The sequence below is a fragment of the Castellaniella sp. genome, assembly GCF_034675845.1.
Taxonomy (GTDB): Bacteria; Pseudomonadota; Gammaproteobacteria; order Burkholderiales; family Burkholderiaceae_B; genus Castellaniella.
Genome location: NZ_JAUCCU010000001.1, coordinates 1,383,276 through 1,409,971, shown reverse-complemented (window position 1 = coordinate 1,409,971; position 26,696 = coordinate 1,383,276). Strand labels below are relative to the sequence as shown.

The window sequence follows — 26,696 nt, the reverse complement described above, 5'->3', positions numbered from 1 at the left end:
CCATGACACTCAATAAGGACGTGCTGGTTTGTGGCTCGATGGCGTTTGACACCATTGCGGTGTTCGAAGGCCTGTTCCGCGACCATCTGCATGCGGATAACCTCAAATCCCTCAGCGTCTCGTTTTTTGTGCCCAGCCTGCGCCGTGACTACGGTGGCTGTGCCGGCAACATCGCCTATAACCTGAAGCTGCTGGGTGGCCAGCCGGTGCCGGTGGGCACCGTGGGCCAGGATGCCGAAGATTATCTGCAGCGCCTGCGCAGCCTGGGCATAGACGATAGCCTGGTGCGCGTGCTGTCCGGCACCTATACCGCCCAGTGCCATATCATCACCGATCAGGACAACAATCAGATTGCGTCCTTTCATCCGGGCGCCATGTTGCGCTCGGCCGAAAATGATCTCACAGGCAGGGCGGCTGGCTGGGCGATTGTCTCGCCCGACTCCAAAGACGGCATGTTTGCCCATGCACAGCGGCTGCATGCCGAGGGTATCCCGTTTGTCTTCGACCTGGGGCAGGCCATGCCCTTATTTGATGGCGACGATCTGCGTCGCATGTTGGCCATGGCCAGCATGTTGACTGCGAACGACTACGAGGCCAGCGTCATCGAAGAACGCACTGGCCAGTCCATTGCCGTCATCGCAGCCGACCTGCAGGCCGCCGTCATCACCCGGGGCGCGCAGGGAAGCACTCTGTATGCCCAGGGCAAGCAGACCGACATTCCCGCCGCCGCAGTCACTCAGGTGGTGGACCCCACCGGCTGCGGCGATGCCCACCGGGCTGGTCTGTTGTATGGTCTGGTCAATGATTGGTCGCTGTACGATGCCTGCTGCCTGGCCAACATCATGGGCGGCTTCAAGATCGCCAGCCAGGGGCCGCAAAATCACCAACCCAAGCCCCAGCAGATCGCCGCTGCCTTGCACAGCAATTACGGCATACAGGCCAGCTTCAGCTGATATCTTTCTTGTTGTACCGCGTTCTTTCCTTGGACTTGTTGAAGAACGCACGTCACCACATAATTAGCGAATCCCTCGCGTCTTTCTCACAGGAAACCATCTTATGGTGAATCTGATTTCCACGGTCCCGTCGCGCGCCATGCGTCTGACGCTTGCTGCCGCCTTGTCAGTGTCTGTTGTGGCCCTGGTGGGCTGCGCCAATCAGTCGGCCTCCGGGTCCGTCTATACCTACGGGCAGGCACAGCAAGAACAAATCGTGCGCTACGGCACCGTTGTGTCCGTGCGTCCCATCGTCATTCAATCTGCTCAGTCTTCCGGCGTCGGCGCCGTGGCGGGTGGCGCCTTGGGCGGCGTCGCCGCCAGCACGATCGGTGGGGGGACTGGCCAGGTGCTGGCTTCCATCGGTGGTGCCTTGCTGGGCGGTCTGGCCGGTAATGCCGTCGAAAACCAGATCAATAAAACCCAGGGCCTGGAAATCACTATCCGCCTGGATAATGGCGAAACCCGCGTCATTGCCCAGGCCAATGATATCGTTTTAAGCTCTGGCCAGCGTGTTCAGGTCATCAGCGGCGCCAGGCCCCGCCCGCGTCGTGCCTTTGTAGTCGTCATAAAGGTCGGGGCTGGTCCTGCTTTCCAAAGAAAGCAAGGCCAGCCCCGATCACAGATCCAAAAAAGCAGCGCCCTGTGTGGCGCACGGCCTTAAAGCCCGAATGCCGTAAATGCCAGGTGGTTCAGAATCATCATCACGATTTGGGCAATCACCAGCAGCACCAGCGGGGATAAATCCAGCCCCCCCATGCGCGGCAAAATCCGCCGGATTGGGTCCAGCAGAGGTGCCGTCAGGGTAAACAATACCGGCATCACCGGCGATAGCGGATTGACCCAGGACAACACCGCCTGGATCAGCGTCACCCAGACAATCACATTAAACAGCCACTTCAGTCCCACCAGCAGGCCGGACAACAGCAGCCCACCAATGGCGCTGGCGGGCGGCAGCGCCCCGCCCATACCGATCAGCCAGGTCAGCAGCAAATACAGGATCGCCGTTATCCAGCACGCCAGAATACTGGGCCAATCGAAACGCCCGCTGACGGGAATCACCCGCCGGATCGGCAGCACCAGCCAATCGGTGGCCCGCAGTACAGCCTGCGAATAGGGATTGAACGGATGCAGCCGGATGGCAAAAATCCAGGCGCGCAGAATCAATACGATGCCAAACAGCGAAAAAACAATATCAAGCAGGAAAATCAGAATATCGCGGACCATGCCTTGTTCTCAGACAGCAATTAGTCGGTCATTGTCGCATTTGCACGAATAGCCGGGCAAGCGAAGTTTTTTGCCACCGCAGGCAGGCCACCAAGCTTCGATTTGCAGCCGTGCGTTGGCCATCAGGGTCGTTCAAATAGCGGAAACGGCCAGTTGCCGGCAGGGTTTGCATCCGTGCGGATTGCCGGTGCCGCATCCTCTGGCTTATGTGCGGCTTTCTTGGGCGTGGCGGTCTTTGAGGTGGCTGTTTTGGGTGTGGCCTTAGCCGCTGTTTTGGCCTTGACGCCAGTCGCCTTATCGGCCTTGGCCCCTGCCGTTGCTTTTTCGGCAGGCTTGGCACTGGCTTTGGCGGTGGAGGCCTTGCTTGCAGTGGCCTTTCCGACGGCCTTGGTACTGGTCTTGGTCGCCGCTGCCTTGGCGGCCCCGGTTTTCTTGCTGTCCACAGCCGCCTCGGCCGCCGCAGATTTGGGCGTCGATTTTTTCGTGACGGCCTTTGTGGCGGGTGACTTTGTGGCGGGCTTGGCCGCAGCGGGTTTGGCAGATGCCATAGTGATGCTCCTGGGGCGCATGAGAAATAACACCCTGCAGTCTATCGCAACATCATAGATAAAACATCGCTTTCGCCAAAAACACAATCAGCACCACATGACAAAACACGCTTAGGTGGATCAGTTGGAAGTGGCGTGATTTCAGCTTGCCCTTACCGCTCATGGTCATCGCAAAGATGAAATGCCCCAGCACGCTGAACGCCAGAATGATCTTTAGCCACAGCAGCGTGGCAAAATGGCTGGCAAAAGGCTGCGAGAGGACTTCGCGAAACTGCCAGGCCATGCTGATCCCGGCACCAAACAGCACCAGCATCACAAAAGGCATCAGCTTGCGTGCGCGCTGCCCGATGGATAGCTCTACATTGCGCATCGCATCGCGTCCCAGGGGCTTGCGGATGCCCTCCAGAATCAATACCTCGAAGAACACCGTGCCCACGAACATGATGGCGGCAAACAGATGCAAAGTCACAAGTATGAAATGGCTCATGTCAGTAAAATAATGGTTTTCCTGCAGTCTGCACAGGGACGTGAAAATTGTAGGCCCGACGCACCGGATACGCAGGATTCACCCTGCCATGGGCGGGGGCTAGGATGACATTTGTCATGAACAGAGGCAAAGTAATGCGATTCATTCGTCTTTCGATGTGGGCAACCGGTGCGGTTGCCTTGGGGATTCTGGCTGCCTGCGCGCCGCTGCAGCCCGCCAGTTCGCCTGATGCGACGGCTCAAACCCCGCCGGCCTGCGTGCCGGCAGCAGCCGGTGATGCGCTGGTGGGCAACTGGCTGTCCGTCAGCACCCAAAAAGGCGTGGCCGGATCGGTGCGCACTCTTTATACCCTGAATCCGGATGGCACCATGAGCTATGTCGAGCAGGTAAAGCGCCCGCGCACGCCTTCTCAGGGGCTGGAAGAATCCGGCTGCTGGTCGCGACAAGGGGCGGATCTGCTGCTGCGCACCCTGCAGTCCAACGGCTTGCCCGTCAGCTTGGACGACCCGATCTACACCAACCGCTACCGGGTCGACCGGGCCGATGCCAATGCCTTGCGCCTGCAGGGGCCGCAAGGCCGGGTGCAGGCCAAGCGCATGTCGCCCGGCTATCGCCTGCCGTTTTAACCCGCCAGCGTCATATCCAGGCGCTGCAGCACCACGTCGCGCCCCAACAGAGCCAACACCGCCCCGATGGACGGCGTGTGCTTGCGTCCCGTGACTGCCACCCGCAAAGGAATCGCCAGCTTGGGCATTTTCACACCGTGCGTTTTCAGCATGGCCTTGACCAAGCCATCCAGGGTGGCCTCGTCCCAGGCGTCCAGAGCACGGGCCTGGGCTGAAAAATCCTGCAGCAGGTCCAGGGCCGCTGCATCCAGGACCTCGGCGCGCAGCTCGGCATCTGCCGGGGTGTAGGGGCCGCAGAACAGCAGGCAGCCGTCGGCCAGGTCTTCCAGGGTTTCACTGCGGTCACGCAGCAGCGCCAGCACCGCCTCCAGGTCGATGGCTTCGGGCTGGCCGCCCAGGCGCAGGATGCGCGGTGCAACGCGGCGAGCCAGATCATCCAGGTCCAGCTGACGCAAGCCATGCGCGTTGACCCAGTTCAGTTTTTTCGGGTCCCATTGCGCCGCTGATCGGCTGAGGTGTTTCGGATCAAACCATTCCACGAACTGCTGGCGGGTGAACAGCTCGTCGTTGCCGTGGCTCCAGCCCAGGCGGGCGAGGTAATTCACCATGGCCTCCGGCAGGTAGCCCAGGCGGTCGTATTCGATCACGCTGACGGCGCCGTGGCGTTTCGATAGCTTCTCGCCGTCCGGCCCCAGAATCATGGGGACGTGGCCATAGCGGGGGAGTTCGGCCCCCAGCGCCCGCAGAATATTGATCTGGCGCGGGGTGTTGTTGACGTGATCGTCGCCCCGGATGACGTGGCTGATTTCCATATCCCAGTCGTCCACCACCACACAGAAATTGTAGGTGGGCGTGCCATCCGGACGGGCGATCACCAGATCATCCAGTTCGCTGTTGTCAAAGCTGATGGGGCCTTTGACCAGGTCATCCCACGTGGTGACGCCGTCCAGGGGGCATCGAAACCGCACCACCGGCGAGACATCCGGCGGGATAGGGGGCAGGGTCTTGCCGGCCTCTGGCCGCCAGGTGCCGTCGTAGCGGGGCTTTGCCCCGATGGCGCGGGCGTGTTCGCGCATGGCCTCGACCTCGGCGGGGGTGCTGTAGCAATGATAGGCCGTGCCCTGGGCCAGCATGTCGGCGATGACCTGGCGGTAGCGGTCCATGCGCTGCATCTGATAGAACGGCCCCTCGTCGGGCTGCAGATCCAGCCACCGCATGCCATCCAGAATGGCCTGTACGGCCTCGGGGGTGGAACGCTCCAGGTCGGTGTCCTCGATGCGCAGCACGAATGTCCCGCCGTAATGGCGGGCAAAGGCCCAGGAAAACAGCGCCGTGCGGGCGCCGCCCAGGTGCAGATAGCCGGTGGGAGAGGGGGCAAAACGGGTACGCACAGGGCGAGTAGCAGCGGTCATGGTGGTATTGGGTATGGCAGGGGGGACGGAGTCCGATCCCTGTAAAATCAGGATGGAAATCGTGTATTTTAAGGGACACCCCATTTTTGGGGGTCCGAGGCCTAATCATGTTGCGTCATCGTCTGGCGGCTTTGTTCGAGCCGCGCTCCCTCCTGGTGCTGAGTACCCGGCGTTTGCCGGTCGTGCAGGACCCGCCGTCCTTGTTGCGCGGCCGTATCGCCGATGTGCCGGTCTCGGCGGATGGTCAATGGGATTTTCCGGCCACCCTGGATTTTCTCCAGTCCGGGCAGCGCCTGGACATGGCCTTGCTGTGCCTGGACCCGGCTACCCTGCCTGCGGCGCTGGATGCCTTGCGCATCCACCGGCCCCGCGCCCTGATGCTGCTGCCCCACCAGACGCCGTCGGCCAACCCGCCGAAAACCCGCGCCGACTGCCAGGCCTGGGGTCGGCTGAACGACTGCCTGGTGCTGGGGCCTGGGGCGCTGGGCGTACAGCGCCCCCACCTGGGGCTTAACCTGGGGCTGGTGGATCATGCCGCCCCCCCGGGGCGGGTGGCGCTGGTGGCCCAGTCGCGCATGGTGGCCGCTGCGGTGCTGGATTGGGCAGGCGACATCCAACTGGGGTTTTCCGCCGTGGTCTCCACCGGCGACACCTCCGGCGTCACCGTCGCCGAGGTCCTGGAATTCCTGTCCATGGACTCGCGCACCGACAGCATCGTGCTGTACCTCGAAGAAGCGGATTCCTCGCGCCGCTTCACCAGCGCCCTGATGGCCGCAGCCAGTGTCAAGCCCGTCATTGTCCTGAAAACCGGCCGCCAGGGGCCGGGTGGCAGCGCTGCCGCCGATGCCGTTTTTGACGCTTTGCTGCGCCGCACCGGCGCCGTGCGTATCCGTTTTTTCGTCCAACTGTTCTCAGCGCTGAAGGTTCTGGTGCATATCAAACACCAGCGCGGCCGACGCCTTGCCCTGTTTGCCAACGGCTATGGGGCTGCGCATCTGGCCCTGGATGCCATGAACCCCGCCGATGCCCTCGTCCGGGCGGATCTGGCCACGCAGACCCGCCGCGATCTGGCTGCACTGCTGGAACCGGGCGCCCTGGTCGATAACCCGGTGGTCAGTCACGCGCCGCTGGATGCCGCGCGCTTGCAGCAGGCCCTGACCCTGTTGTCGGCGGATACCAATGTCGATGGGGTTCTGGTGCTGATTGCGCCCGATGCCCTATCCGATATGGATGCTGCCGCCGACGCCCTGGCACAGTTCTCCGACGCGGCCAACAAACCCATCATTTCGTGTTTCATCGGCGATGCCTCGATGCGTTCGCTGCGCCACCGCCTGGACAGCGTGGGGCTGCCGGCCTTTCGCACCCCCGAATCCGCTGCCAATGCTTTCAGCATTCTGGCCGCCTATCATTACAACCAGACCCTGGCCCAGCAGGCACTGCCGCCCGAGATGCTGAATCGGCCGCCCCGGCTGGACGAGGCCCGCACGCTGTTGGGCGACGCCATCATGTCGGGCCGCTTGACCCTGGACCGCGCCGCCTGCCGCTGGCTGCTGGACTGTTTCCATGTGCCTATTCTGGCCGAAGATCAGCCCGTGTCCGAACTGGCCCGGCAAAACCTGCCCATGGCCATTCATGTGCATCAGGATGCGCGCTTCGGGCCATATATCCAGTTCGGCCCTGGTGGCCGACCCGCGCAACTGGCCACCGCCCACCGCGAGATCGAACTGCCGCCGCTGAATAACTACCTGGCGCGCCAGCTCATCCAGCGCGGGAAATTCTGGTCCCGCGTCCTCGAACGAGACCTGAGTTCCGCCGTATTCGAACAACTGCGCGAGGCGCTGGAGCGCATTTCTGAAATCATCAGCCAACTGCCGGGTGTGCGGACGCTGAGCATCGACCCGATCTGGTGGGATGACACCAGCCTGTTTGCCGAAAACATCCAGATCACCCTGGACCCGAATTACGATGGCGAGCGCCCCGAAAACCAGGCCTATCGGCACATGGCCATCCACCCTTATCCGCGTCGCCAGGTACGCCCCATGGTTCTGGATAATGGCCAGGAATGGTTGCTGCGCCCGATCCGCCCAGAAGACGCAACGCTGTTGCAGGAGTTCATCCGCAATCTATCCGACGAGTCCCGCTACATGCGCTTTGTGTCGATGTTGCGCGAACTCACCCCCCGTATGCTGGCCCGCTACACCCGCATCGACTACGACCGCGAAGTGGCGCTGGTGGCCACAGTGCAGGTGCCCAATCCAGAAAACCGTGGCTTGCTGCGTGAACGCATTGTCGGCTTTGCGCACTACCTGCGCAATGCCGACGGTCAGGGCGCCGAATACGCCCTGGTCATCGCCGACGACTGGCAACGCCGGGGCCTGGGTTCAAAGCTGATGACCAGTCTTTTGCAGGTCGCCCGCCGCCAGGGGCTGGTCTACATCGAAGGCATCGTTTTGTCCTCCAACCGCGCCATGCTGGGCTTGATGACTTCGCTGGGCATGACTAACGAACCCGACGCAGAAGACCCAGGCATGCGGAGGGTGTGGATGAACCTGGACACGAAATAAGTCCGAGTGGACTATTTCGTGCCTGGTTCATCGGAGCGCCTGATGGGGTTCTTAAGCCGCAGCATGGGCAGCCTCATGATTTTTCGCCCCAACCAGCGGTCCGCCCCGTGGGCGGACTACCCGGATCTTCCTCGTCCACCGGGGCGTCGGGCGAACTCGGCCTGCGGCCTCAGACACGCCCGACGAAGACTCCCCGGCTCCCTTCGGAAGCATCCGGCGCTGGTCGACCGGTCGAAAAATCATGAGGCCGCCCATGCTGCTGTGCCTGAATGCCATCCACCATAAAACACCTAAAGCGAGTGCTGATGCGGGCTCTCAGTCAAAAATTGGACTGATGTAGGTTTCAAGAAAATCTTGTTTTGGTGGTTTTCTGGGCTTGGATGTCCTTTCTGGGGCAGATCAATTTGTTGGCTGCTTTCGGCCAGGAGCTGACATTCGCCTTCGTTGAGCCAATGCCCAGTGAAGACTGGATGCTGTCCTTGAGTCTATTACTCCGGGGTCTGCAACTAACTGCAAAGAGTAAAGCCGGACTGTGTATTAGGGGCCGTGCTACTGTTATTCTGTGTGTTCAATTACGGAGGGCTGTGTAGGTGCGAAGGCTGCAAAAAATTGGATATTTTATATCACCAACTCGTGGAATCAATTATGACCGCCGCATTGAAAAATAGAAATACGAATTACACGTTAATCCAGCAATAAAAATAATAACTTCCAGACACTAAGGAATAGAATTATGAGGCTAATCAAAGACTTGGAAACAGGGTATGCCGATGCCGAAAATTATAAGCGTCGAGAAAACAAAGACCTCTTCAACAAGGTATTCATTCGCAATGAGTTTCTAGATGAGCTTTGCCGGCCCAATGTCTCATTCTTGGTTGGAGAAAAAGGAACCGGCAAGACCGCCTACTCCATATTTCTATCCAATAATAATTACAAAAATATATTCGCCGCTACGAAATATATTCGCGAGACTGAATATCAAAAATTCGTCTCAATGAAAAAAGAGAGGCATCTAAATCTTTCCGAATTTTCCAGCATATGGAAGGTGATAATATATCTTCTGTTGGCCAAGCAGGTTCTGGAAAAGGAACCAGTCACATCAAAGCTACTGAACTACAGGCGATTCAAGGCACTAAATGATGCAATCGATGAATACTACTCAAATGCCTTCTCGCCGGAAATAATTTATGCACTAAACTTTATTCAAGAGTCAAAGCTAGCAGCCGAACTCATTGCAAAGCATGCCAAGGCTTCAGGAGAGCAGAAGGAGTCGTTAGCATTCGTTGAGAGTAAATTTCAACTCAACCTGTTCTATATTCAAAAGCAGTTTGAGCTGGCACTTGGGCAGATAAAGCTCTCCCAAGATCACTTGCTATTCATTGATGGCATTGACATCCGCCCCAGTTCTATCCCGTACGCGGAATATTTAGATTGCATTAAGGGATTGGCAAATGCAGTCTGGGAAGTAAATAATGATTTTTTCCCGGGAATCAAGGACTCTAAGCGACTAAGGACAGTTCTATTAATTAGGCCCGATATCTTCGACAAGCTGGGTCTGCAAAACCAGAATACGAAAATTAGAGATAATTCGGTCTTTCTGGACTGGCGGACGGAGTATGTGAATCACAGAAAATCAGAGATCTTTTCGGTAACTGATAATTTACTGGAAATGCAGCAGCAGACTAGGCACCATCTGGGAGATACATGGGATTCATATTTCCCCTGGAACTCGCCAAATGTATTTGAGGAATACGACCGCCCCACATCCTTTCTGAGTTTTATTCGTTGGTCTTACTATAGGCCTCGCGACATAATCACAATGCTGGATCTGCTGATAAATAATTCAAACAGCGATACCAGCAAACAGTCATTCACTGTTGATGATTTTGAAGATCCACATTTCAAGCGTGCTTATTCAAACTATCTTCTTGGAGAGGTAAAGGATCACCTCTCATTTTACTATGGCGCAGATCACTACGACATATTTCTGAAATTTTTTGAATTCTTGAATGGTCAAGGAAAATTTAATTATTCCACCTACCTCAAGGCATTTGAAAATCTCAAATCCTACATTAAAACAATTTCGGTAGATCCGCCAAATTTCATGTCCACGGCAAATGATTTTCTACAGTTTCTCTATGATTTAAATATTATTTGCTACATAGAGCGGACCGAGCAGCATAAGCCATTCATTCATTGGTGCTTCAAAGATAGAAATTATTCCAATATTTCGCCCAAGGTCAAAACAGGCCAAGAATACGAGGTGTTCTATGGCCTCACCAAAGCATTGAATCTCGGAAAAGTCTTTAAGTGAAGATTTTCCTCTCTGGTTAAGCCCGTTTGCTGATTTTGTACCGAGATTTGCTACAGTGGCTCAGCCAGGGTGCAGCGGCACTCACTATTTTTGAGTTCTCCCCTTGAAAGAATTCGCAATGCAAAGGTCAATGCACAATGCGGGCGCTCAATGAAAAAACAGCGCGTCGGGCTAGAAACGACAGATTGCGTATCTAGAGTGAGTGAGGATGAGTAACGGCAGTCGCTGCAAAGCAGTCGCCGGGCTATCCCCATCGAACTTTCGCTTTTGGTATTGTTGTCCACCGTCGGCTTCGGGTCGAAAGCCGCCATCCGTGACTGGCTGCTTTCGGCCCAGAGCAGTCAGCCGCTACTTTGATTCTAATATTTGCTTCAATTCAATCATATCGGAGAATCATTTTTATATATTCGTTATGGCGTTTCTTTTGGCGCGGGTTAAAAATACAGTCCACAAACTCTCCGTCATCTACGCCATATTCGTTTTCATGACCAGAAATCACGAAGCCGCCTCGATGATGATCATAAATCTGATCATGCAAATCTTTGTAAAAAGCAAAAAAATCTACAGGGTAAAAACATTCTGAAGGCAGACCCGACTCGTAGTGAGTCATTCTCTTAGATGAGCCATCCTCATCACGATGCAGCCCATCAATCCTTGACAAAACATCTACTTCCACACGCTTAACTTCCTGCATGGATATGTTGTACCTAAATTTGAAGGCGCAAAATAAATGATAGCTTGGGCGGCTTGAACTATACGATCTTGACGCGAGGTTCCCCGTCGTCATGCCAATTTTGGCGAAATTCTTATCTACTGCATCGGTGCCCAGATACAACCATTTATCAATCGATTCGAAATTTTTTTGATTCCTGCTGAGTATGTTCCAGCTTATAGTCGCGGCCATAAAATGACTCGAATCCGTCAAAAGGTATGACTTTCTTCTTCAAGATTATTCCTTTAATATCAAACCAACCAAGATATTGACATGGATGCTTGCCCAACATGGAGTGTTTCGTTCAAATGGCTGATTTTGGCCGAAAGCAGTCGTTTATGTCCATCGATTTGGAAAGTTCAGTGACGTTCGGCGCCACCATCCACGCCCCGCCGATTTTCATGCCGATAGCACCGAAGTCACCAACTAGCGGCAACGCGAAAACGGCAACATGTGCCACCACCCCGTTGTGATTCAGTGTCTGATGTTTTCGGACGGTCGACCAGCGCCGGATGCTTCCGAAGGGAGCCGGGGGGCCTTCGTCGGGCGTGTCTGAGGCCGCAGGCCGAGTTCGCCCGACGCCTCGGCGTACGAGGAAGATCCGGGTAGTCCGCCCATCGGGCGGACCGCTGGTTGGGCCGAAAACATCAGGCACTGAATCGCGACAGCGACAGTGACAAAAACCAGCGTATCAACGCCAGCATCAGCAACAAAAGCCAGCAATCAAACCTCAGCAGCAAACACCCGCACCAGAAACTCCCGAATATCATCCAGCTCCTGCGGATGCAGCCCATGCGGCATCGGATACGTCTGCCACTGCAGCGGCTGCCCCAACCCCTCCAGCACATCGCGGCTGATTTCCGCATACGTCAACGGCACCACCATATCCTGAGTCCCATGCGCCAAAAACACCGGCGTCTGCGCATTGGCCGGATGATGCTCCGCCGCCAACGTATTGCGCAACGGCAAATACCCCGATAGCCCTAGAATCCCGGCCAGCGAATCATCCAGCCGCAGCCCCGTGTACAGCGCCATCGCACAGCCCTGCGAAAACCCCGCCAGCACGATGTTCTTATGCGGCACGCCGCGCTCGGCCTCGCGCGTGATCAGCGCCTCAACAGCGCGCCGCGTCGCGCGGATGCCATCCACGTCCTCGCGCGCATCGCGGTCCAGACCGTATAGGTCATACCAGGCCCGCATCGGCATGCCCTGGTTCAGCGTCACCGGGCGCACCGGCGCATGCGGAAACACAAACCGGATGGCCGGCAGCCGGGGGTCTGCCAGATCCGGCACGATGGGTTCGAAATCATGCCCATCGGCCCCCAGGCCATGCAGCCAGATCACGCTGTGCGTGGGGTTGGGGCCAGTGGTGCGTTCAATAGTCTCCAGCATTGTGTCCATCAGGGGTCTTGTCCTCGAAATCCAGTTGCTTTAAGGTCTGGAACAGCGCCCGGTAATGCTTGCGGGCAGGTTCCTGGGTGGCCTGGCGGGCCTGGTTGTCGTGGGCTTCCTTGCGGGCAGCCCGAATCTGGGCGCGCAGCGCCTGGATGTCCATGTCTGGAAACGCATCCAGCAATTCAGTCAGGGCAGCGTCGTCGGTCAGCAGGCGTTCGCGCAGGGCTTCCAGACGGTGCATGGCACGCGCTTGTTCATGCGATCCGTTTGCCCACTCGGCCAATTGCTGGCGGATCGGCAGGGCATCCGTCTGGCGCAGCAGTTTTCCGACATAATGGACCTGGCGGCGGCGGCCTTCGTTGCTGTTGATGCGCTGGGCCAGCGCAATCGCATCGCGCAGTTTTTCATCCAATGACAACTGCGCCAGTTTTCCCTGAGGCAGGGCAATCAGTTCGCGGCCCAGGTCCAGCAGGGCATGCATATCGCGCTTGACCTGAGATTTGCTGGGGCCCCGGTAGGCGTCTGGATCATCGTCCTGTGGGTGCTCATCCATGGGTTCGGGCATAAAATGATTGGTAATTGACTATGATAACCGTCTTGACTCTGGACGGACCGCGCATGACAAAATCTACCGACGATTTCCTCGATATCCCCGCACAGCAGGCGCAGTTTCGCGACCTGATCAGCGATGCGTTGCAGTGCGCGCGCCAGGTGGGTGCCTCGGACGCCGCTGCCGAGATCTCCGAGAGCCGTGGCTTGTCGGTGGCGGTGCGCCACTGCAAACTGGAAACCATCGAACAGACCCGTGATCGCGGTTTGGCGATTACGGTGTTTGCCGGGCAGCGCCGTGGCTCGGCCTCCACCTCGGATTTTTCCGCCGATGCCATCCGTCGCACCGTCGAGGCCGCCTGGCACATTGCCCGGCACACCGCCGAAGACCCCGCCGCCGGCCTGCCGGACCCCGACCAGTTGGCCTTGCACTATCCGGATCTGGATCTGCATCACCCCTGGGCCATCGATGTCCCCGAGGCCGCCCGCCTGGCCATCCGCGCCGAACGTGCTGCCCTGGCCACCAGCGACCTGATCACCAATACCGAAGGGGCCTCGCTGGACACCTCAGAAGGCCATTTCGTCCTGGGCAATACCCAGGGCTTTCTAGGGGGCTATCCGTATTCGCGCCACAGCCTCTCGGTGGCGCCCATCGCTGGTCATGGCGACGGCATGCAGCGCGACTACTGGTATACCGCTGCCCGCGATGCCCAGACGCTGGCTGCCCCCCTCCAGGTGGGCCGATATGCCGCCCAGCGCGCCTTGTCGCGCCTGAATGCCCGCAGCATCAAGACCGGCCACTATCCGGTGCTTTTCGAAGCCCCGTTGGCCGTGGGCCTGTTGGGCGCGCTGGTCCAGGCTACCAGCGGCGGCGCGCTGTACCGCAAGGCCAGCTTCATGCTGGACAGCCTGGGAAAAACCGTCCTGGCCGATCACCTGGATGTGGTCGAAAATCCCTATATTCCGGGCGCCCAGGGCAGCTCGCCCTTCGATGGCGAAGGGGTTCGCCCTCAGGCCCGCCGCGTGGTCGACTGCGGCCTGCTGACCGGCTATTTTCTGTCCACTTACACGGCGCGCAAACTCGGCATGTCCACCACGGGCAACGCCGGGGGTTCGCATAACCTCAGCTTGCGTTCGCGCCTGACCCAGCCGGACGATACCCTGGCCGCCATGTTGCAGAAAATGGGCACTGGCCTGCTGGTCACCGAACTCATCGGCCAGGGCGTCAATTACGTCACCGGCGATTATTCTCGGGGTGCATTTGGCTATTGGGTGCAAGACGGCCAGATCAGCCACCCGGTTCACGAAGTCACCATTGCCGGCAATCTGTCCGATATGTTCCGCCAGATCATCGCCATTGGTGCGGACGTCCACCACCGGGGCGCAAAATCCACCGGCTCCATCCTGATCGAAAAAATGGCCGTGGCCGGGCTTTAAGGCGCGGCCTGCCCAAGACCCCGATGCGCGGTGTAATATCGGGGCACACATTCCAATACCCACAGGAGATCTCCCATCATGCAGCGTCGTGCATTCCTGAAAAAAGCCGGGCTGGGTGCCATGGCCGGTACCGCCGTCGTGGCCGCCCCCGCCATTGCTCAGTCCAGCCCCCAGATAAACTGGAAAATGACCTCTACCTACGGGCCGTCCCTGCCGCCGCTATTTTCCACGGCGCAACTGTTCTGCAGCATGGTCAAAGATCTCACTGATGGTAATTTCAATATCCGTCTATACCCGGTTGGCGAACTCGTCCCCGGCTTTGGCGTTCTGGATGCCGTCGGCAACCGTACCGTGGAATGCGGCCAGACCGCGTCCTACTATTACTACGGCAAAGACCCTTCATTGTGTTTCGACACCGCCGTGCCTTTCGGCCTTAACGTGCGCCAGATGAATGCCTGGATGTACGAAGGCGACGGCATGAAACTCATGCGCGAACTCTTTGCCCCCTATGGCATCGTCAACTTCCCCCTGGGCAATACCGGCACCCAGATGGGCGGCTGGTACCGCAAGGAAATCAACAGCATCGAAGACATGAAAGGCCTGAAGATGCGCACCGCCGGCTTCGCTGGCGAGGTCCTCTCGCGCATGGGGGTCATTCCTCAGCAGGTTGCCCCTGGTGATATTTATCCGTCGCTCGAAAAAGGCGCGTTGGATGCAGTCGAATTCGTCGGCCCGGTCGATGACGAAAAGCTCGGCTTCCAAAAGGTCGCAAAGTACTACTACTACCCGGGTTGGTGGGAAGGCTCCGCCCAAGTCTCGCTGTACGTCAACGACAAGGCCCTGGCCGAACTCCCCAAGCCCTACCAGGCTGCCGTCGAGATCGCTGCCCGTGCCGCCGGTACCAAGCTGGTCGAGGACTACGACGCCCACAACCCCGAAGCCCTGCGCCGCTTGATTGCCTCGGGCGCTGTACTCAAAAGCTTCCCGCGTGATGTCATGGATGCGTCCTTCCAGGCCTCCAATGATCTTTACAAAGAATTCTGCGACAAAAACGCAGGCTTCAAGAAGATCTACGACAACTACATGGGCTTTCGCGACAACATCGTCCCTTGGTTCCGCGTCGCCGAAGGTTCCTACGACAACTACCTGGGTGCCGCCCTGGCCCGCCAGAAAAAATCCTGATTCCCCAAAAACAATGGGGTCAGACACCATTTCCCGAAAAGGAAATGGTGTCTGACCCCATTGTTTCTCTCCCCGTTTCTCTCTCCCCGCTGTTCCGGCCTGCTGCGTAGAATCCTGACCGCTCATTGAACCAAACCAAAAATCCATGTAAAATCGTCGGGTTTTCTTTCTGGATTCGTATTGGTACGGGTTTCAGAGCCACGGCATTGGCAGCACCCAGTAGCACCCCCGCCTGTGACTCTTACACATAAAGCCCTGGCCAGTCCGATAAGACCCCGGCATCGCGCCCCGGTCTACCCGGATGTAAACGCCTTTATTCATTTTCTCAGGAACACCATCATGAAGACCTTTGTGGCAAAGCCGCATGAAGTCAAGCGTGACTGGTTTGTGATCGACGCCAAGGGCAAGGTCCTCGGCCGTGTGGCCAGCGAAGTCGCACGCCGTCTGCGTGGCAAACACAAACCCGAATTCACACCGCACGTCGATACCGGCGACTACATTGTCGTCATCAACGCCGCTGACATCGTTGTCACCGGCGCCAAGGCTACCGACAAGCGCTACTACCGTCACTCCACCTATCCGGGCGGCATCACCGAGACCAACTTCCAGAAAATGCAACAGCGTTTTCCGGGCCGGGCTCTGCAAAAAGCCGTCAAGGGTATGTTGCCCAAGGGCCCCCTGGGCTACGCCATGGCTAAAAAGCTCAAGGTATACGCCGGTGCCGAGCACCCGCATACCGCGCAGCAGCCACAAACCCTGGATTTCTAAGGATAGGCCATCATGATCGGTAATTGGAATTATGGCACTGGCCGCCGCAAAACGTCGGTGGCACGGGTGTTTCTTAAAAAAGGCACGGGCAAGATCACCGTCAACGGTCGTCCCGTTGACGAATACTTTGCCCGCGAAACCGGCCGCATGATTGTGCGCCAGCCGCTGGCACTCACCAACCACCTGGAATCCTTTGACTTTCACGTCAATGTCCACGGTGGCGGCGAATCCGGCCAGGCCGGTGCCGTGCGTCACGGCATCACGCGTGCTCTGATCGAGTACGACGAAACCCTCAAGCCCTCGCTCAAACAAGCTGGGCTGGTCACGCGCGATGCCCGTGAAGTCGAACGTAAAAAGGTCGGCTTCCACAAGGCCCGTCGCCGCAAGCAATTCAGCAAGCGCTAATCCGCCTGCCGGGTGGCCTTGCGCCACCCTTTGCAACAAAAAACCCCGGCCGCGTGTCGGGGTTTTTTGTTGCTCAGCGGCAGGTCATTCCATCCGGCAGCATGCCATAATGAACCATACCGAGTTTTTTTCAGGGCATTACATCCATGAGCACATCGCGCATCAAGGTCGGCATTGTCGGCGGCACCGGCTACACCGGGGTCGAACTCCTGCGGCTGCTGTCCCAGCACCCCGGCGTCCAGTTGCACGCCATCACCTCCCGCAAAGAATCCGGCCTGCCGGTGGCCGATATGTACCCCAATCTGCGCGGTCATGTCAGCCTGTGTTTCCAGACCCCGGAAGACGCGGCCCTGGACCAATGCGATGTGGTGTTCTTTGCGACTCCTCATGGCGTGGCCATGCAGCAAGCCCCCGCGTTGCTGCAGCATGATGTGCGCATCATCGATCTGGCGGCTGATTTCCGTTTGCAGGATACAGACGCCTTCGAGCACTGGTACAAAATGCCCCATAGCTGCCCTGCTGTGCTGCGCGACGCAGTCTATGGTCTGCCCGAACTCGACCGCGATCGCATTCGTCAGGCGCGGGTGGTAGGCAACCCCGGCTGCTATCCCACCACCGTTCTGCTGGGCCTGGCGCCGGTGCTGCAGGCTGCCCAGCCGCTGGTGGATGTCGGTCACATCATTGCCGACTCCAAATCCGGCGTCTCCGGGGCCGGGCGCAAGGCCCAGGTCGGCTCTTTGTACGCAGAAGCCGGTGATAATTTCTCCGCCTACGGCGTGGCCGGCCATCGCCACCACCCCGAAATTGCCGAATGCCTGACCCGCATTGCCGACACGCCGGTGGGGCTTACTTTTGTCCCGCATCTGGTGCCCATGATCCGGGGCATGTTCTCTACCCTGTACCTGCGCATTTTGCCGGACGCGCTGGATACCGATTTTCAGGCCCTGTACGAAAACCGCTACGCCAACGAACCCTTTGTCGACGTCATGCCTGCGGGCAGCCTGCCCCAGACGCGTTCCGTCAGGGCCTCGAATATGCTGCGCATTGCGGTGCATCGTCCGGCTGGCAGCGACACCCTGGTGGTGTTGGTGGTGCAGGATAATCTGGTCAAAGGCGCGGCCGGCCAGGCCGTGCAGAACATGAATCTGATGTTCGGTTTGCCCGAGACCACCGGCCTGCAGCAGGTCGCCATCCTGCCTTGATCCCAGTAGGGGGGCATATGTCAAAATCAGAAAAATCAGGCGGCTTAAGCCGCTGGCTGGTCCGCAAGCTCAGTTTTTTACTGCTGCTGGCACTGGTGTTCCTGGCTGGGGCCGCCACCATGCACTTGGGCATGCACGCGGGTGATCAGGACATGATCCGGGCCCAGCAGGCCCAGTTGGCCGCCCTGCAGGCAGACCTGACCCAGTCTCGCGCCGATCTGGCCGCCACGCGCAGCCAGGCCGATGTCCAGTCGGCCAGCCAGCGCACTTTGCAGGACACCATGACCAGCCTGCAACAGCAGTTGGGTCAGGTACGCGACCAACTGGCCTTCTACGAACAGCTCATCCCCCCAGGCCCTGCGGGGGCGGTCGCCATTCGTGCCTTTGATATTCAGGCCGAAGGCGATCAACTGCGCTACCGGGTGCTGCTCACGCGTAACGCTCCGGTGGGTGCCGATGCCTTCAAAGGCCGCATGCGGTTTGTGGCGCAGGGCCAATCTCAGGGTAAACCCGTTAGAATAGACCTAAGCCCGCTATCCGCGTCCGATGCAGCCGCTACAACAACGGCCACGGATGGCTCGCTGGCGCTGGCATTCGACCAGTTTCAGCGCAGCACCGGGGTGCTGCAGGTTCCCGCCGACCTGCAAATCCAGCACATCCGCCTCGAAATCCTGGAAGGCGACACCGTGCGGGCCAGCCAGGATACCGTCTTGAATCGCACGGCACCCTCCGTGCAGGAGCCCCAATCATGACTACCCTCCAACACGTCGATCTCGCCGTACCGCCCAGCCCGCTGGTCTTTACCGATGCCGCCGTGGCCAAGGTCCGTGAACTCATCGCCGAGGAACACAATAACGCCCTGAAATTGCGCGTATTTGTCCAGGGCGGCGGCTGTTCCGGTTTTCAATATGGCTTTACCTTTGACGAAGACGTGGCCGACGACGACACCACCATCGAGCGCGATGGTGTCCAGTTGCTGGTCGATGCCATGAGCTTCCAGTATCTGATCGGTTCGGAAATCGACTACAAAGACGATCTCGAAGGCTCGCAGTTCGTGATTCGCAACCCCAACGCCAATACCACCTGCGGCTGCGGCTCGTCCTTCGCACCCTAAGCCGGGCGCATCATCCTGTGTTTCAGGCAGGATACAGGCAGCCAGCCACGCTGGCATGGCTGGCGCCCGTCACAGCCGGCAGGCAGGTGGCCTGGCCCTGCACATGCGCCTGCGCCAACCAGGCAAAGGCCAGCGCTTCTACGCTTTGCACCGGGATTCCATAGTCGGCGGTTGTCGATAGCCGACAGGGCAGGGCGCCCGCCAAGGCATCCATCAACACCGGATTTAACGCCCCCCCGCCGCAGGCCAGCACCTCGCGCGCTGTGGGGGCATATTGATGGACGGCCTCGCAGATCGTCTGCACCGTCAACTGCAATAGGGTGGCCTGGATATCCCCGGCGGATATTGGCGCCACGGGCGGGTGATATGCGGCGGTGCTGCCGCGCGGTCTGTCGGCAGCAGCCGGGCTTGTCTGGTACGCATCCAGGCGCGTATGCAGCCAATCCAGATTGAATAAATCGCGCCCGGTGGATTTGGGGGGTGGCAATGCCAGCCAGGGTTCGGCCAGCAGCGCGGCCAACAAGCCCGCATGACAGCGTCCGCTGGCTGCCCAGCGCCCTTCGCGGTCATACGGCAGACCCAGATGCAATTGCGCCCAGGCATCCATCAGCATATTGGCCGGCCCTGTGTCGAAACCTCGGACCCCGCCATCCAGCAGGGTCACATTGGCGATCCCCCCCAGGTTCAGGATCACGCGTCCCGAATCCAAGCCAAAACATGCCGCATGAAAGGCCGGAACCAAGGGCGCACCCTGGCCCCCCGCCGCCACATCCCGACTGCGAAAATCCGCCACCACCGCGATGCCCGTGTGCTCGGCCAATCGCGCCGGGGCATTGATCTGTATGGTGTAGCCCGCCTGCGGCTTATGGCGCACGGTCTGACCATGGGCGCCGATGGCACGCACGTCCGCCGCCCGCAGGCCGGTTTCGTCTAGTAGGGTATGGACAACCTGGGCATAGCAATCGGCCAGCGCGTTGGCCGCCAGGGCGCTGCGGACGAGTTCGTCGGGGCCGCTGGTATTCAAGGTCAGGAGTTGTTGGCGCAGCCCGTCCGGCAGGGGCAGGCTGGCTTCGGCCATCAGTGTCAGGGCATAGCCAGGCGCATCAGACGGCGCAGCCGACACGGGATGTGCATCGTCCGCCCGCACCAGCACCCCGTCCACGCCGTCTGTGCTGGTGCCCGACATCAGGCCGATGTAATGCGGGCGCACGATTCAAGAAGCTGTTATTTAGCGTTCGGCCAGCAGGTCTACCCGACTGTCCTGCAGACGGGCCAGCATCTGGATCTGGGGTTGGTAGTGCTCGACTTGGGCGGCAAAGGTCTTTTTATCGGCGGCTTCCAGCGGGCGGGCCACCGGCAGATCGACGGCCAGGGGGTCCACCTGTTTTTTGGCGATACGGAATTCGTAGTGCAGATGCGGGCCAGTGGCCCAGCCAGTCGAGCCAACATAGCCGATCAACTGGCCTTGCTGCACGCGGTCGCCTTTTTTGAGGCCTTTGGCAAAACGGCTTTGGTGGGCATAAGCCGTGGAATACTGGCCGAAATGCTTCAAGACAATAATATTGCCATAGCCGTTTTGCCAGCCGATGAATTCCACCGTGCCGTCTGCCGTGGCATGGATCGGCGTGCCCGATGGGGCGGCGTAGTCCACGCCCTTATGACCTGTCCATTTTTGGTGAATCGGGTGTTTACGCATGCCAAAGCGCGAGCTGATGCGGGTGAACTTGATGGCGGTGCGCAGAAACGCGCCCTTCAGGCTGGCGCCGGAAAAATCGTAATACCCGCCCTGGCCCTGGGCGTCGGTGAACCACACGGCGCTGTAGGTCTTGTCCTTGTTGATGAACTCCAGGGCGCGGATATGGCCGGACCCCACCTGTTCACCATCGTGCATATAGGCGTCGTAGACGATGCGGAAACGGTCGCCCTTGCGCAGATCTTTCAGAAAATCAATGCGGCTGCCCAGGATGTCCACCATTTCCATGGTGATGGCATCGGGCAAGTCGGCATCGTCGGCAGCCCCGAATAGTGAACTGGTGATTTCGCCTTCGGCCACCCGGGTCTCGCGTGCGGCGGCCGTGGTACGTTCGTGGGCGGTGAATTGGTTTTTTGCGTCAGGACGGATTTCCAGCCAGGCGGACTGGATACCGGATTTCATGGCAGCGCCGGGGGTGTGGGCATAGCGCAGCCAGACCATATTGCCTTGATCGTTCAGCGCGGCCTGTACCGTGCGCCCGGGGTAGAGCTTATAGATGGATCGTGCGCCTTCGTCGTGCGTCAAAAAGGTCAGCAGCCCTTCCTCGTTGACCCCTAGCCGATGCAGCAGATCGGACACTGTGTCGCCCCGGCGAATGCGCGTGGAGGCAATGTAAGGGGCTGGTGTGGCTGCTTCTGTAGCGCTGCCCGTGGCGGGCAGGTCCAGCGTCTGGCGGGCCTGATAGACCGGTTCAGGGGGCTGGGCAGGTTGGACGACAGCCAAGGCGGCGGCTGTCAGGAACAGGCCTGCGGCGGCGAACAGAAAACTGCGTGTGATATGGCGATGGCGTGGCTTGTCTGCAGGCGTCATGGGTAAAAACGGGTAGGGATGGGCGGAATCGGGGTGTTGCTTGCCCGACATGCAAAGCGCCCAAAGGTGCCCGCAGACCTGCCGGGGGGGCCACCAGGCAGGCGGAGCCTCTGCTAATATGAGGCTGCGCCTATGCCCGAACGTCGAATGTGTTGTACATAAGCTGCGGCGGCACGTTATGCTAGCGCATTGTGCCCGATATATCGAGCCTTTTTTAAACTTTTCTGATAAAGACCCAGTCATGCCGTCCCCCATCGCCCCCGAGGACCCCCAGATTGCCCAGGATCTGCGCGTGGCTCAGCGGGGCTGCGACGAACTTCTCGTTGCCTCCGAATTTGCCGCGAAACTTGCCCGCAGCCGTCAAACCGGTGTGCCTCTGCGCATTAAGCTCGGCCTGGACCCCACCGCCCCCGACATCCATCTGGGCCATACGGTGGTGTTGAATAAAATGCGCCAGCTGCAGGATCTTGGCCATACCGTCATTTTCCTGATTGGCGACTTCACCGCCCTGATCGGTGACCCCAGCGGGCGCAATGCCACCCGCCCGCCACTGACGCCCGAACAAATCCAGGAAAACGCCAAGACCTACTATGCCCAGGCCAGCCTGGTGCTCGACCCGGCCCGCACCGAGATCCGCTATAACTCCGAATGGAACGATAAGCTCGGCACCCGGGGCCTGATCCAGCTTGCCTCGCGCTATACCGTGGCGCGCATGATGGAACGCGACGACTTCACCCGGCGTTTTCGCGGCGGCGTGCCCATTTCAGTCCATGAATTCCTCTACCCTTTACTGCAGGGCTATGACTCCGTCGCCCTGCGGGCCGACCTGGAACTCGGCGGCACCGACCAAAAATTCAATTTGCTGGTGGGCCGCGAACTCCAAAAGGAATATGGCCAGGAACCTCAGTGCATTCTCACCATGCCGCTACTCGAAGGCACCGATGGCGTAGAAAAAATGTCCAAATCAAAGGGCAACTACATCGGCATCTCCGAAACGCCGGACTCCATGTTCGGCAAGCTCATGTCCATTTCCGACACCCTGATGTGGCGCTACTTCGAACTCCTGTCCTTCCGTACCCTGGAAGACATCGCCGCTCTGCAAACCGATATCGCCGGTGGCCGCAATCCCCGCGATGCCAAGGTCTTGCTGGCTCAGGAAATCGTCGATCGCTTCCATGGGACAGGGCAGGGCGCGACGGCGCTGGCGCACTTCAATGCCCAGTTTCGCGATGGCGCAATGCCCGAACACATGCCCGAAATCACCGTGGGCTCCGCCCCCATGGGGATCTTGAAAATTCTGCGCGAAGCCGGTCTGGCTGCCTCAGCCACCGAAGCCCAGCGCAACATCCAACAAGGAGGGGTGCGTATCGACGGCGACCGCATCGAAGACAAATCCCTGCAGTTGCCCGCCGGCACCTATGTCATGCAGGTTGGTAAACGCAAATACGCCCGGGTCACCCTGACCTAGCCGCACCGCACGGAGGCCTCATGAAACTGCATAGCGAATCTTTCCCCGATCAGGGGATCATCCCCGAACAAAACGCCTTTGGGCGCATCGATACGCAAACCCATGTGGCCCTGGCGGGCAACCGCAACCCGCATCTGGCCTGGTCCGATGTGCCTGATGGCGTGCGCTCTTTTGCCATTCTGTGTGTCGACCCTGATGTGCCGAGTCGGCCCGATGACGTCAACCAGCCTGGGCGCGAGGTCCCCACTGACCTGCCCCGGGTGGATTTTTATCATTGGGTGCTGGTCGATGTCGGCCCCGATGTGCGCAGCCTGCCCGAAGGCAGTTATGCCAATGGCATCACGCCGCGAGGCAAGGCCGGTCCTCTGGCGCTGGACAATACCCGCCAGGGCTTGAACGACTTCACCGGCTGGTTTGCCGCTGACCGCGACATGAATGGCGATTACTTCGGCTACGACGGCCCTTGCCCGCCCTGGAACGACGCCCTGATGCATCGCTATATTTTCACGGTGTATGCCCTGGATATTGCCGAATTTCCCCTGGATGGCCGATTTACCGGCGCCCAGGCGCTAGCCGCTTTGCAGGGCCATACGCTGGCCAGCGCCAGCATTACCGGCACCTACACGCTCAATCCGCGCCTGCACGCCCTGTAGCCCGCTGCTGCTCTATCTGCCACGCGCCTGGGCTGGCTGCCTTTTCAGGTGGACCATGCTAAAAGGCGCACAGTGTCCGCCGCTAGTCGTTCGCGCTAGAATGATCGGATTTGCCGCGCAGCGTACGCGCATCCCTTTTCTTCCCTCCTTTCCAGGAACCCTCATGTTTGACCGCTCCCGTACCCTTGATCAGGCTGATCCCGCAATCTGGGCAGCCATCCAACAAGAAAACATCCGCCAAGAGCAACACATCGAGCTCATCGCATCGGAAAACTACACCAGCCCGGCGGTGATGCAGGCCCAAGGCTCGCAGCTCACCAACAAGTACGCCGAAGGCTATCCGGGCAAGCGCTATTACGGTGGTTGCGAATACGTCGATATCGTCGAACAGTTGGCGATCGACCGGGTCAAGGAAATCTTCGGTGCCGAATCGGCCAACGTCCAGCCCAACTCCGGCTCGCAGGCCAACCAGGGCGTCTACATGGCCGTGTTGAAGCCCGGCGACAAGGTCCTGGGCATGAGCCTCGCCGAAGGCGGTCACCTGACACACGGTTCGCCGGTCAACGCTTCAGGCAAGCTCTACGAATTTCATTCCTACGGCCTGGATGCCAACGAAGTCCTGGACTACGACAAGCTCGAAGAACTGGCGCGCACCATCAAGCCCAAGCTCCTCGTCGGCGGCGCCTCGGCCTATTCCCTGCACATCGACTTCGAACGCATGGCCCGCATCGCGCACGACAACGGTGCCCTGTTCATGGTCGATATCGCCCACTATGCCGGGCTGGTGGCCGGGGGCATTTATCCCAATCCCGTGCCGCACGCCGATTTCGTCACCACCACCACCCATAAATCCCTGCGTGGTCCGCGCGGTGGCGTCATCATGATGAAATCCGAATACGAGAAAATCATCAATTCGGCCATCTTCCCGGGGATTCAGGGCGGCCCCCTGATGCACGTCATCGCCGCCAAGGCAGTTGCCTTCGGCGAGGCCTTGCAGCCCGAGTTCAAAGCCTACGCCGCCCAGGTCGCCGCCAATGCCCGCGTGCTGGCCGAAACCCTGGTCAAGCGCGGTTTGCGCATTGTCTCCGGGCGCACCGAAAGCCACCTGATGCTGGTCGATCTACGTGCCAAGGGCATCACCGGCAAGGTCGCCGAAGCCGTGCTGGGCCAGGCCCACATCACGGTCAATAAAAACGCCATTCCCAACGATCCTGAAAAGCCCTTTGTCACCAGCGGTATCCGTCTGGGCACCCCCGCCATGACGACCCGCGGCTTCAAGGAATCCGAGACCGAGCTCACCGGCAACCTGATCGCCGACGTGTTGGATAACCCCAACGACGAGGCCAACATTGCCCGTGTGCGCGAGCGTGTCAACCAGCTGACAGCCAGTCTGCCGGTCTACCGCTAACAGGACGGGCGCCTGCGGGCGCCCGGTACACAGATGAAGTGTCCATTTTGCAGTTGTCCCGACACCCAGGTGGTTGACTCCCGGGTTTCCGAAGAAGGCGATACCATCCGCCGTCGGCGGCGCTGCACGGCCTGCGACCGGCGCTTTACCACCTACGAACGCGTCGATCTGATGATGCCTGCCGTGGTCAAGCGCAATGGTTCGCGGGTGGACTTCAATCCCGCAAAATTGCGCGCCAGCATGGCGCTGGCCTTGCGCAAACGCAGCGTCAGCGCTCCCGCGCTGGACGCCGCCGTGGTCCGCATCCAGGAAAAACTCCTGACCAGCGGCAAACGCGAAATCACCTCCGATCAGGTCGGCGAGCTCGTCATGGCCGAATTGCGCCAGCTCGACCAGGTCGCCTATGTCCGTTTCGCATCGGTCTATCGCAGCTTCGAAGACATCCGCGAATTCGCCCACACCATTGATGAGTTTCGCTCCCCGGATGATCATACCCCCTGATTTCTCCACCGAAGACCACCGCTGGATGCGCCGGGCACTGGCTGTGGCTGAAAAATCCCTGTTTCTCAGCAGCCCCAACCCCCGCGTGGGTTGCGTGCTGGTGCGGGATGGCCGCTGGCTGGCCGAAGGCCACACACAGCGGGTCGGCGAACGTCACGCCGAAGCCGAGGCCCTGTGGCAGGCGGCCCAGCAGGGCATAGACATCGCTGGCGCCACCGCCTATGTCACCCTGGAACCCTGCAGCCATCAGGGCCGCACCCCGCCTTGCGCCCAGGCCCTGATCGACGCAGGCATTCATCGCGTCGTCGTGGCTTTGCAGGACCCCAATCCCCTGGTGGCCGGCCGCGGCATTGCCTGCCTGCGCCAGGCTGGCATCCAGGTCGATGCAGGCCTGATGGCTCAGGACGCTTTGCTGCAGAACCCTGGGTTCTGCGCCCGCATGACGCGCGGTACCCCCTGGTTGTGGCTGAAATCCGCCATGTCCCTGGATGGCCACACTGCTCTGCCGGACGGCCAGTCCCAATGGATTACCGGCGACCATGCCCGCGCCGATGGCCACCACTGGCGTGCCCGCGCCTGCCTGGTGCTGACCGGGATCGGCACTATCCTGGCCGACAACCCCCAAATGGATGTGCGCGCCGTACCCACCTCGCGCCAGCCCATCCGCGCGGTGCTGGATAGCCAATTCATTATTTCCGAACAGGCGCGGATCTTCAACGGCAACCCCGTCTGGATTTTCACCTCACGCCCTGATGGCGCCAAGGCCGCCCGTTTGGCCGGACGCAATGTCCGCGTTATCATCCTGCCTCCGTCTGTCAGCGGGGCACTAGATCTGGATGCCCTGATGCAGTGGCTGGGCCAGCACGACATCAACGAGGTACACGTCGAGGCCGGTGCCCGCCTGCAGGGTGCTTTGGTGGCCGGAGGCCATATCGATGAATGGCTGGTCTATGTGGCCCCCTGCATTCTGGGCGACGGCCAGGGTCTGGCCGCATTGCCCAGCGCATTGCAGACCTTGGCCCAGGCCCCTCGATACCAGTTTCTGGACGCCCGGCCCATTGGTCCCGACCTGCGCCTGCATCTGCGTGACACTGCCCGCTGGCAGGCCCTGAGTACCGCTTGTGGCCTGCCCAGCAGTGCGTAAAACCACCCATTCTCAAAAAGGATGA

Annotated in this window: 25 protein-coding genes and 1 pseudogene; 17 read left to right on the top strand and 9 right to left on the bottom strand. The window is 59.5% G+C overall.

All coding sequences use genetic code 11. From position 1 onward, the window contains the following. Nucleotides 1–2: 2 nt before the first annotated feature. Entirely contained in the window at nt 3–953 is a 951-nt protein-coding gene (locus VDP81_RS06780; RefSeq protein WP_322995620.1) for a carbohydrate kinase family protein, read from the top strand. Nucleotides 954–1,092: 139 nt separating this feature from the next. After that, nucleotides 1,093–1,555: pseudogene (locus VDP81_RS06775) on the top strand (glycine zipper 2TM domain-containing protein). Nucleotides 1,556–1,652: 97 nt separating this feature from the next. On the opposite strand, the gene VDP81_RS06770 reads toward VDP81_RS06775, so the two are convergent. The 3 genes from VDP81_RS06770 to VDP81_RS06760 form a co-directional block, all read right to left on the bottom strand. Next, nucleotides 1,653–2,219, bottom strand: a complete 567-nt coding sequence (locus tag VDP81_RS06770) for a YggT family protein (protein ID WP_322995618.1) — start codon at nt 2,217–2,219, stop codon at nt 1,653–1,655. A gap of 122 nt (nt 2,220–2,341) precedes the next feature. Continuing rightward, nucleotides 2,342–2,767, bottom strand: coding sequence for a histone (locus VDP81_RS06765; protein WP_323011889.1), 426 nt, complete (start codon nt 2,765–2,767; stop codon nt 2,342–2,344). 52 nt (nt 2,768–2,819) lie between these two features. Then, nucleotides 2,820–3,254 carry a hypothetical protein gene (locus tag VDP81_RS06760; RefSeq protein WP_322995616.1) on the bottom strand — a complete coding sequence of 145 codons (435 nt, stop codon included), beginning with the start codon at nt 3,252–3,254 and terminating at the stop codon, nt 2,820–2,822. Nucleotides 3,255–3,388: 134 nt separating this feature from the next. On the opposite strand from VDP81_RS06760, the gene VDP81_RS06755 reads away from it, so the two are divergent. Next, nucleotides 3,389–3,880, top strand: coding sequence for a hypothetical protein (locus tag VDP81_RS06755; RefSeq protein ID WP_322995615.1), 492 nt, complete (start codon nt 3,389–3,391; stop codon nt 3,878–3,880). On the opposite strand, the gene gltX is transcribed toward VDP81_RS06755, so the two are convergent. Continuing rightward, entirely contained in the window at nt 3,877–5,292 is a 1,416-nt protein-coding gene (gltX, locus tag VDP81_RS06750) for a glutamate--tRNA ligase (protein ID WP_323011888.1), read from the bottom strand. The genes VDP81_RS06755 and gltX overlap by 4 nt on opposite strands. Nucleotides 5,293–5,399: 107 nt before the next feature. Here gltX and VDP81_RS06745 point away from each other — a divergent pair, with 107 nt between their 5' ends. Both VDP81_RS06745 and VDP81_RS06740 read left to right on the top strand, forming a co-directional pair. Then, complete coding sequence (locus tag VDP81_RS06745) at nt 5,400–7,856, top strand: GNAT family N-acetyltransferase (RefSeq protein WP_323011887.1); 2,457 nt, start codon at nt 5,400–5,402, stop codon at nt 7,854–7,856. Between the two features lie 733 nt (nt 7,857–8,589). Next, on the top strand, nt 8,590–10,170 hold the full coding sequence (locus tag VDP81_RS06740) for a P-loop ATPase, Sll1717 family (RefSeq protein WP_323011886.1): 1,581 nt from the start codon (nt 8,590–8,592) through the stop codon (nt 10,168–10,170). Between the two features lie 376 nt (nt 10,171–10,546). Here VDP81_RS06740 and VDP81_RS06735 read toward each other — a convergent pair whose 3' ends face one another. The 3 genes from VDP81_RS06735 to yjgA all read right to left on the bottom strand — a co-directional run bounded on the left by VDP81_RS06735 (nt 10,547) and on the right by yjgA (nt 12,842). Beyond that, a complete protein-coding gene (locus VDP81_RS06735; RefSeq protein WP_323011885.1) occupies nt 10,547–10,864 on the bottom strand; it encodes a hypothetical protein in 318 nt (105 codons plus the stop codon). A 741-nt stretch (nt 10,865–11,605) separates the two neighbouring features. Beyond that, nucleotides 11,606–12,283 carry a carboxylesterase gene (locus VDP81_RS06730; RefSeq protein ID WP_323011884.1) on the bottom strand — a complete coding sequence of 226 codons (678 nt, stop codon included), beginning with the start codon at nt 12,281–12,283 and terminating at the stop codon, nt 11,606–11,608. Further along, nucleotides 12,258–12,842 carry a ribosome biogenesis factor YjgA gene (yjgA, locus tag VDP81_RS06725; RefSeq protein ID WP_416233214.1) on the bottom strand — a complete coding sequence of 195 codons (585 nt, stop codon included), beginning with the start codon at nt 12,840–12,842 and terminating at the stop codon, nt 12,258–12,260. The genes VDP81_RS06730 and yjgA overlap by 26 nt, the downstream gene beginning before the upstream one ends. A 53-nt stretch (nt 12,843–12,895) precedes the next feature. Between yjgA and pmbA the strand changes: the two genes are divergently transcribed. The 7 genes from pmbA to erpA all read left to right on the top strand — a co-directional run bounded on the left by pmbA (nt 12,896) and on the right by erpA (nt 18,934). After that, a complete protein-coding gene (gene pmbA / locus VDP81_RS06720; protein WP_322995609.1) occupies nt 12,896–14,263 on the top strand; it encodes a metalloprotease PmbA in 1,368 nt (455 codons plus the stop codon). A 78-nt stretch (nt 14,264–14,341) separates the two neighbouring features. After that, complete coding sequence (locus VDP81_RS06715) at nt 14,342–15,445, top strand: ABC transporter substrate-binding protein (protein WP_322995608.1); 1,104 nt, start codon at nt 14,342–14,344, stop codon at nt 15,443–15,445. Nucleotides 15,446–15,784: 339 nt separating this feature from the next. Next, entirely contained in the window at nt 15,785–16,213 is a 429-nt protein-coding gene (rplM, locus tag VDP81_RS06710) for a 50S ribosomal protein L13 (protein ID WP_322995607.1), read from the top strand. A gap of 12 nt (nt 16,214–16,225) precedes the next feature. Further along, nucleotides 16,226–16,618: a 30S ribosomal protein S9 gene (gene rpsI / locus VDP81_RS06705; RefSeq protein WP_322995606.1), complete on the top strand. Its 393-nt coding sequence runs from the start codon at nt 16,226–16,228 to the stop codon at nt 16,616–16,618. Nucleotides 16,619–16,755: 137 nt separating this feature from the next. Then, nucleotides 16,756–17,820, top strand: coding sequence for an N-acetyl-gamma-glutamyl-phosphate reductase (gene argC / locus VDP81_RS06700; RefSeq protein WP_416233244.1), 1,065 nt, complete (start codon nt 16,756–16,758; stop codon nt 17,818–17,820). A 17-nt stretch (nt 17,821–17,837) separates the two neighbouring features. Beyond that, nucleotides 17,838–18,572 carry a DUF6776 family protein gene (locus VDP81_RS06695; RefSeq protein ID WP_322995604.1) on the top strand — a complete coding sequence of 245 codons (735 nt, stop codon included), beginning with the start codon at nt 17,838–17,840 and terminating at the stop codon, nt 18,570–18,572. Then, the gene (gene erpA / locus VDP81_RS06690; protein WP_322995603.1) at nt 18,569–18,934 is read left to right on the top strand and encodes an iron-sulfur cluster insertion protein ErpA; all 366 of its coding nucleotides are present in this window, start codon (nt 18,569–18,571) and stop codon (nt 18,932–18,934) included. Before VDP81_RS06695 ends, erpA begins: the two co-directional genes overlap by 4 nt. 22 nt (nt 18,935–18,956) lie before the next feature. Here the strand turns inward: erpA and VDP81_RS06685 are convergent, their stop codons facing one another. After that, nucleotides 18,957–20,144, bottom strand: a complete 1,188-nt coding sequence (locus VDP81_RS06685; protein WP_416233213.1) for an anhydro-N-acetylmuramic acid kinase — start codon at nt 20,142–20,144, stop codon at nt 18,957–18,959. An 18-nt stretch (nt 20,145–20,162) separates the two neighbouring features. Then, nucleotides 20,163–21,548 (bottom strand): peptidoglycan DD-metalloendopeptidase family protein, encoded by a 1,386-nt coding sequence (locus VDP81_RS06680; RefSeq protein ID WP_322995602.1) that lies wholly within the window; start codon nt 21,546–21,548, stop codon nt 20,163–20,165. A gap of 190 nt (nt 21,549–21,738) precedes the next feature. Between VDP81_RS06680 and tyrS the strand changes: the two genes are divergently transcribed. The 5 genes from tyrS (at nt 21,739) to ribD (ending at nt 26,671) form a co-directional block, all read left to right on the top strand. After that, nucleotides 21,739–22,965 carry a tyrosine--tRNA ligase gene (tyrS, locus tag VDP81_RS06675; protein WP_322995601.1) on the top strand — a complete coding sequence of 409 codons (1,227 nt, stop codon included), beginning with the start codon at nt 21,739–21,741 and terminating at the stop codon, nt 22,963–22,965. Between the two features lie 20 nt (nt 22,966–22,985). Continuing rightward, nucleotides 22,986–23,618: a YbhB/YbcL family Raf kinase inhibitor-like protein gene (locus VDP81_RS06670; protein WP_322995600.1), complete on the top strand. Its 633-nt coding sequence runs from the start codon at nt 22,986–22,988 to the stop codon at nt 23,616–23,618. Nucleotides 23,619–23,781: 163 nt separating this feature from the next. Beyond that, the gene (gene glyA, locus VDP81_RS06665; protein WP_323011881.1) at nt 23,782–25,026 is read left to right on the top strand and encodes a serine hydroxymethyltransferase; all 1,245 of its coding nucleotides are present in this window, start codon (nt 23,782–23,784) and stop codon (nt 25,024–25,026) included. Nucleotides 25,027–25,059: 33 nt separating this feature from the next. Continuing rightward, the gene (nrdR, locus tag VDP81_RS06660) at nt 25,060–25,527 is read left to right on the top strand and encodes a transcriptional regulator NrdR (protein ID WP_323011880.1); all 468 of its coding nucleotides are present in this window, start codon (nt 25,060–25,062) and stop codon (nt 25,525–25,527) included. Beyond that, complete coding sequence (gene ribD / locus VDP81_RS06655) at nt 25,511–26,671, top strand: bifunctional diaminohydroxyphosphoribosylaminopyrimidine deaminase/5-amino-6-(5-phosphoribosylamino)uracil reductase RibD (protein WP_323011879.1); 1,161 nt, start codon at nt 25,511–25,513, stop codon at nt 26,669–26,671. Before nrdR ends, ribD begins: the two co-directional genes overlap by 17 nt. The last annotated feature ends 25 nt before the right edge of the window (nt 26,672–26,696 follow it).

Bases quoted from the DNA above. Each gene is read 5' to 3' on its own strand.
- VDP81_RS06780 (WP_322995620.1), top strand. From the start codon at position 3: ATGACACTCAATAAGGACGTGCTGGTTTGTGGCTCGATGGCGTTTGAC.
- VDP81_RS06770 (WP_322995618.1), bottom strand. From the start codon at position 2,219: ATGGTCCGCGATATTCTGATTTTCCTGCTTGATATTGTTTTTTCGCTG.
- VDP81_RS06765 (WP_323011889.1), bottom strand. From the start codon at position 2,767: ATGGCATCTGCCAAACCCGCTGCGGCCAAGCCCGCCACAAAGTCACCC.
- VDP81_RS06760 (WP_322995616.1), bottom strand. From the start codon at position 3,254: ATGAGCCATTTCATACTTGTGACTTTGCATCTGTTTGCCGCCATCATG.
- VDP81_RS06755 (WP_322995615.1), top strand. From the start codon at position 3,389: ATGCGATTCATTCGTCTTTCGATGTGGGCAACCGGTGCGGTTGCCTTG.
- gltX (WP_323011888.1), bottom strand. From the start codon at position 5,292: ATGACCGCTGCTACTCGCCCTGTGCGTACCCGTTTTGCCCCCTCTCCC.
- VDP81_RS06745 (WP_323011887.1), top strand. From the start codon at position 5,400: ATGTTGCGTCATCGTCTGGCGGCTTTGTTCGAGCCGCGCTCCCTCCTG.
- VDP81_RS06740 (WP_323011886.1), top strand. From the start codon at position 8,590: ATGAGGCTAATCAAAGACTTGGAAACAGGGTATGCCGATGCCGAAAAT.
- VDP81_RS06735 (WP_323011885.1), bottom strand. From the start codon at position 10,864: ATGCAGGAAGTTAAGCGTGTGGAAGTAGATGTTTTGTCAAGGATTGAT.
- VDP81_RS06730 (WP_323011884.1), bottom strand. From the start codon at position 12,283: ATGGACACAATGCTGGAGACTATTGAACGCACCACTGGCCCCAACCCC.
- yjgA (WP_416233214.1), bottom strand. From the start codon at position 12,842: ATGCCCGAACCCATGGATGAGCACCCACAGGACGATGATCCAGACGCC.
- pmbA (WP_322995609.1), top strand. From the start codon at position 12,896: ATGACAAAATCTACCGACGATTTCCTCGATATCCCCGCACAGCAGGCG.
- VDP81_RS06715 (WP_322995608.1), top strand. From the start codon at position 14,342: ATGCAGCGTCGTGCATTCCTGAAAAAAGCCGGGCTGGGTGCCATGGCC.
- rplM (WP_322995607.1), top strand. From the start codon at position 15,785: ATGAAGACCTTTGTGGCAAAGCCGCATGAAGTCAAGCGTGACTGGTTT.
- rpsI (WP_322995606.1), top strand. From the start codon at position 16,226: ATGATCGGTAATTGGAATTATGGCACTGGCCGCCGCAAAACGTCGGTG.
- VDP81_RS06695 (WP_322995604.1), top strand. From the start codon at position 17,838: ATGTCAAAATCAGAAAAATCAGGCGGCTTAAGCCGCTGGCTGGTCCGC.
- erpA (WP_322995603.1), top strand. From the start codon at position 18,569: ATGACTACCCTCCAACACGTCGATCTCGCCGTACCGCCCAGCCCGCTG.
- VDP81_RS06680 (WP_322995602.1), bottom strand. From the start codon at position 21,548: ATGTCGGGCAAGCAACACCCCGATTCCGCCCATCCCTACCCGTTTTTA.
- tyrS (WP_322995601.1), top strand. From the start codon at position 21,739: ATGCCGTCCCCCATCGCCCCCGAGGACCCCCAGATTGCCCAGGATCTG.
- VDP81_RS06670 (WP_322995600.1), top strand. From the start codon at position 22,986: ATGAAACTGCATAGCGAATCTTTCCCCGATCAGGGGATCATCCCCGAA.
- glyA (WP_323011881.1), top strand. From the start codon at position 23,782: ATGTTTGACCGCTCCCGTACCCTTGATCAGGCTGATCCCGCAATCTGG.
- nrdR (WP_323011880.1), top strand. From the start codon at position 25,060: ATGAAGTGTCCATTTTGCAGTTGTCCCGACACCCAGGTGGTTGACTCC.
- ribD (WP_323011879.1), top strand. From the start codon at position 25,511: ATGATCATACCCCCTGATTTCTCCACCGAAGACCACCGCTGGATGCGC.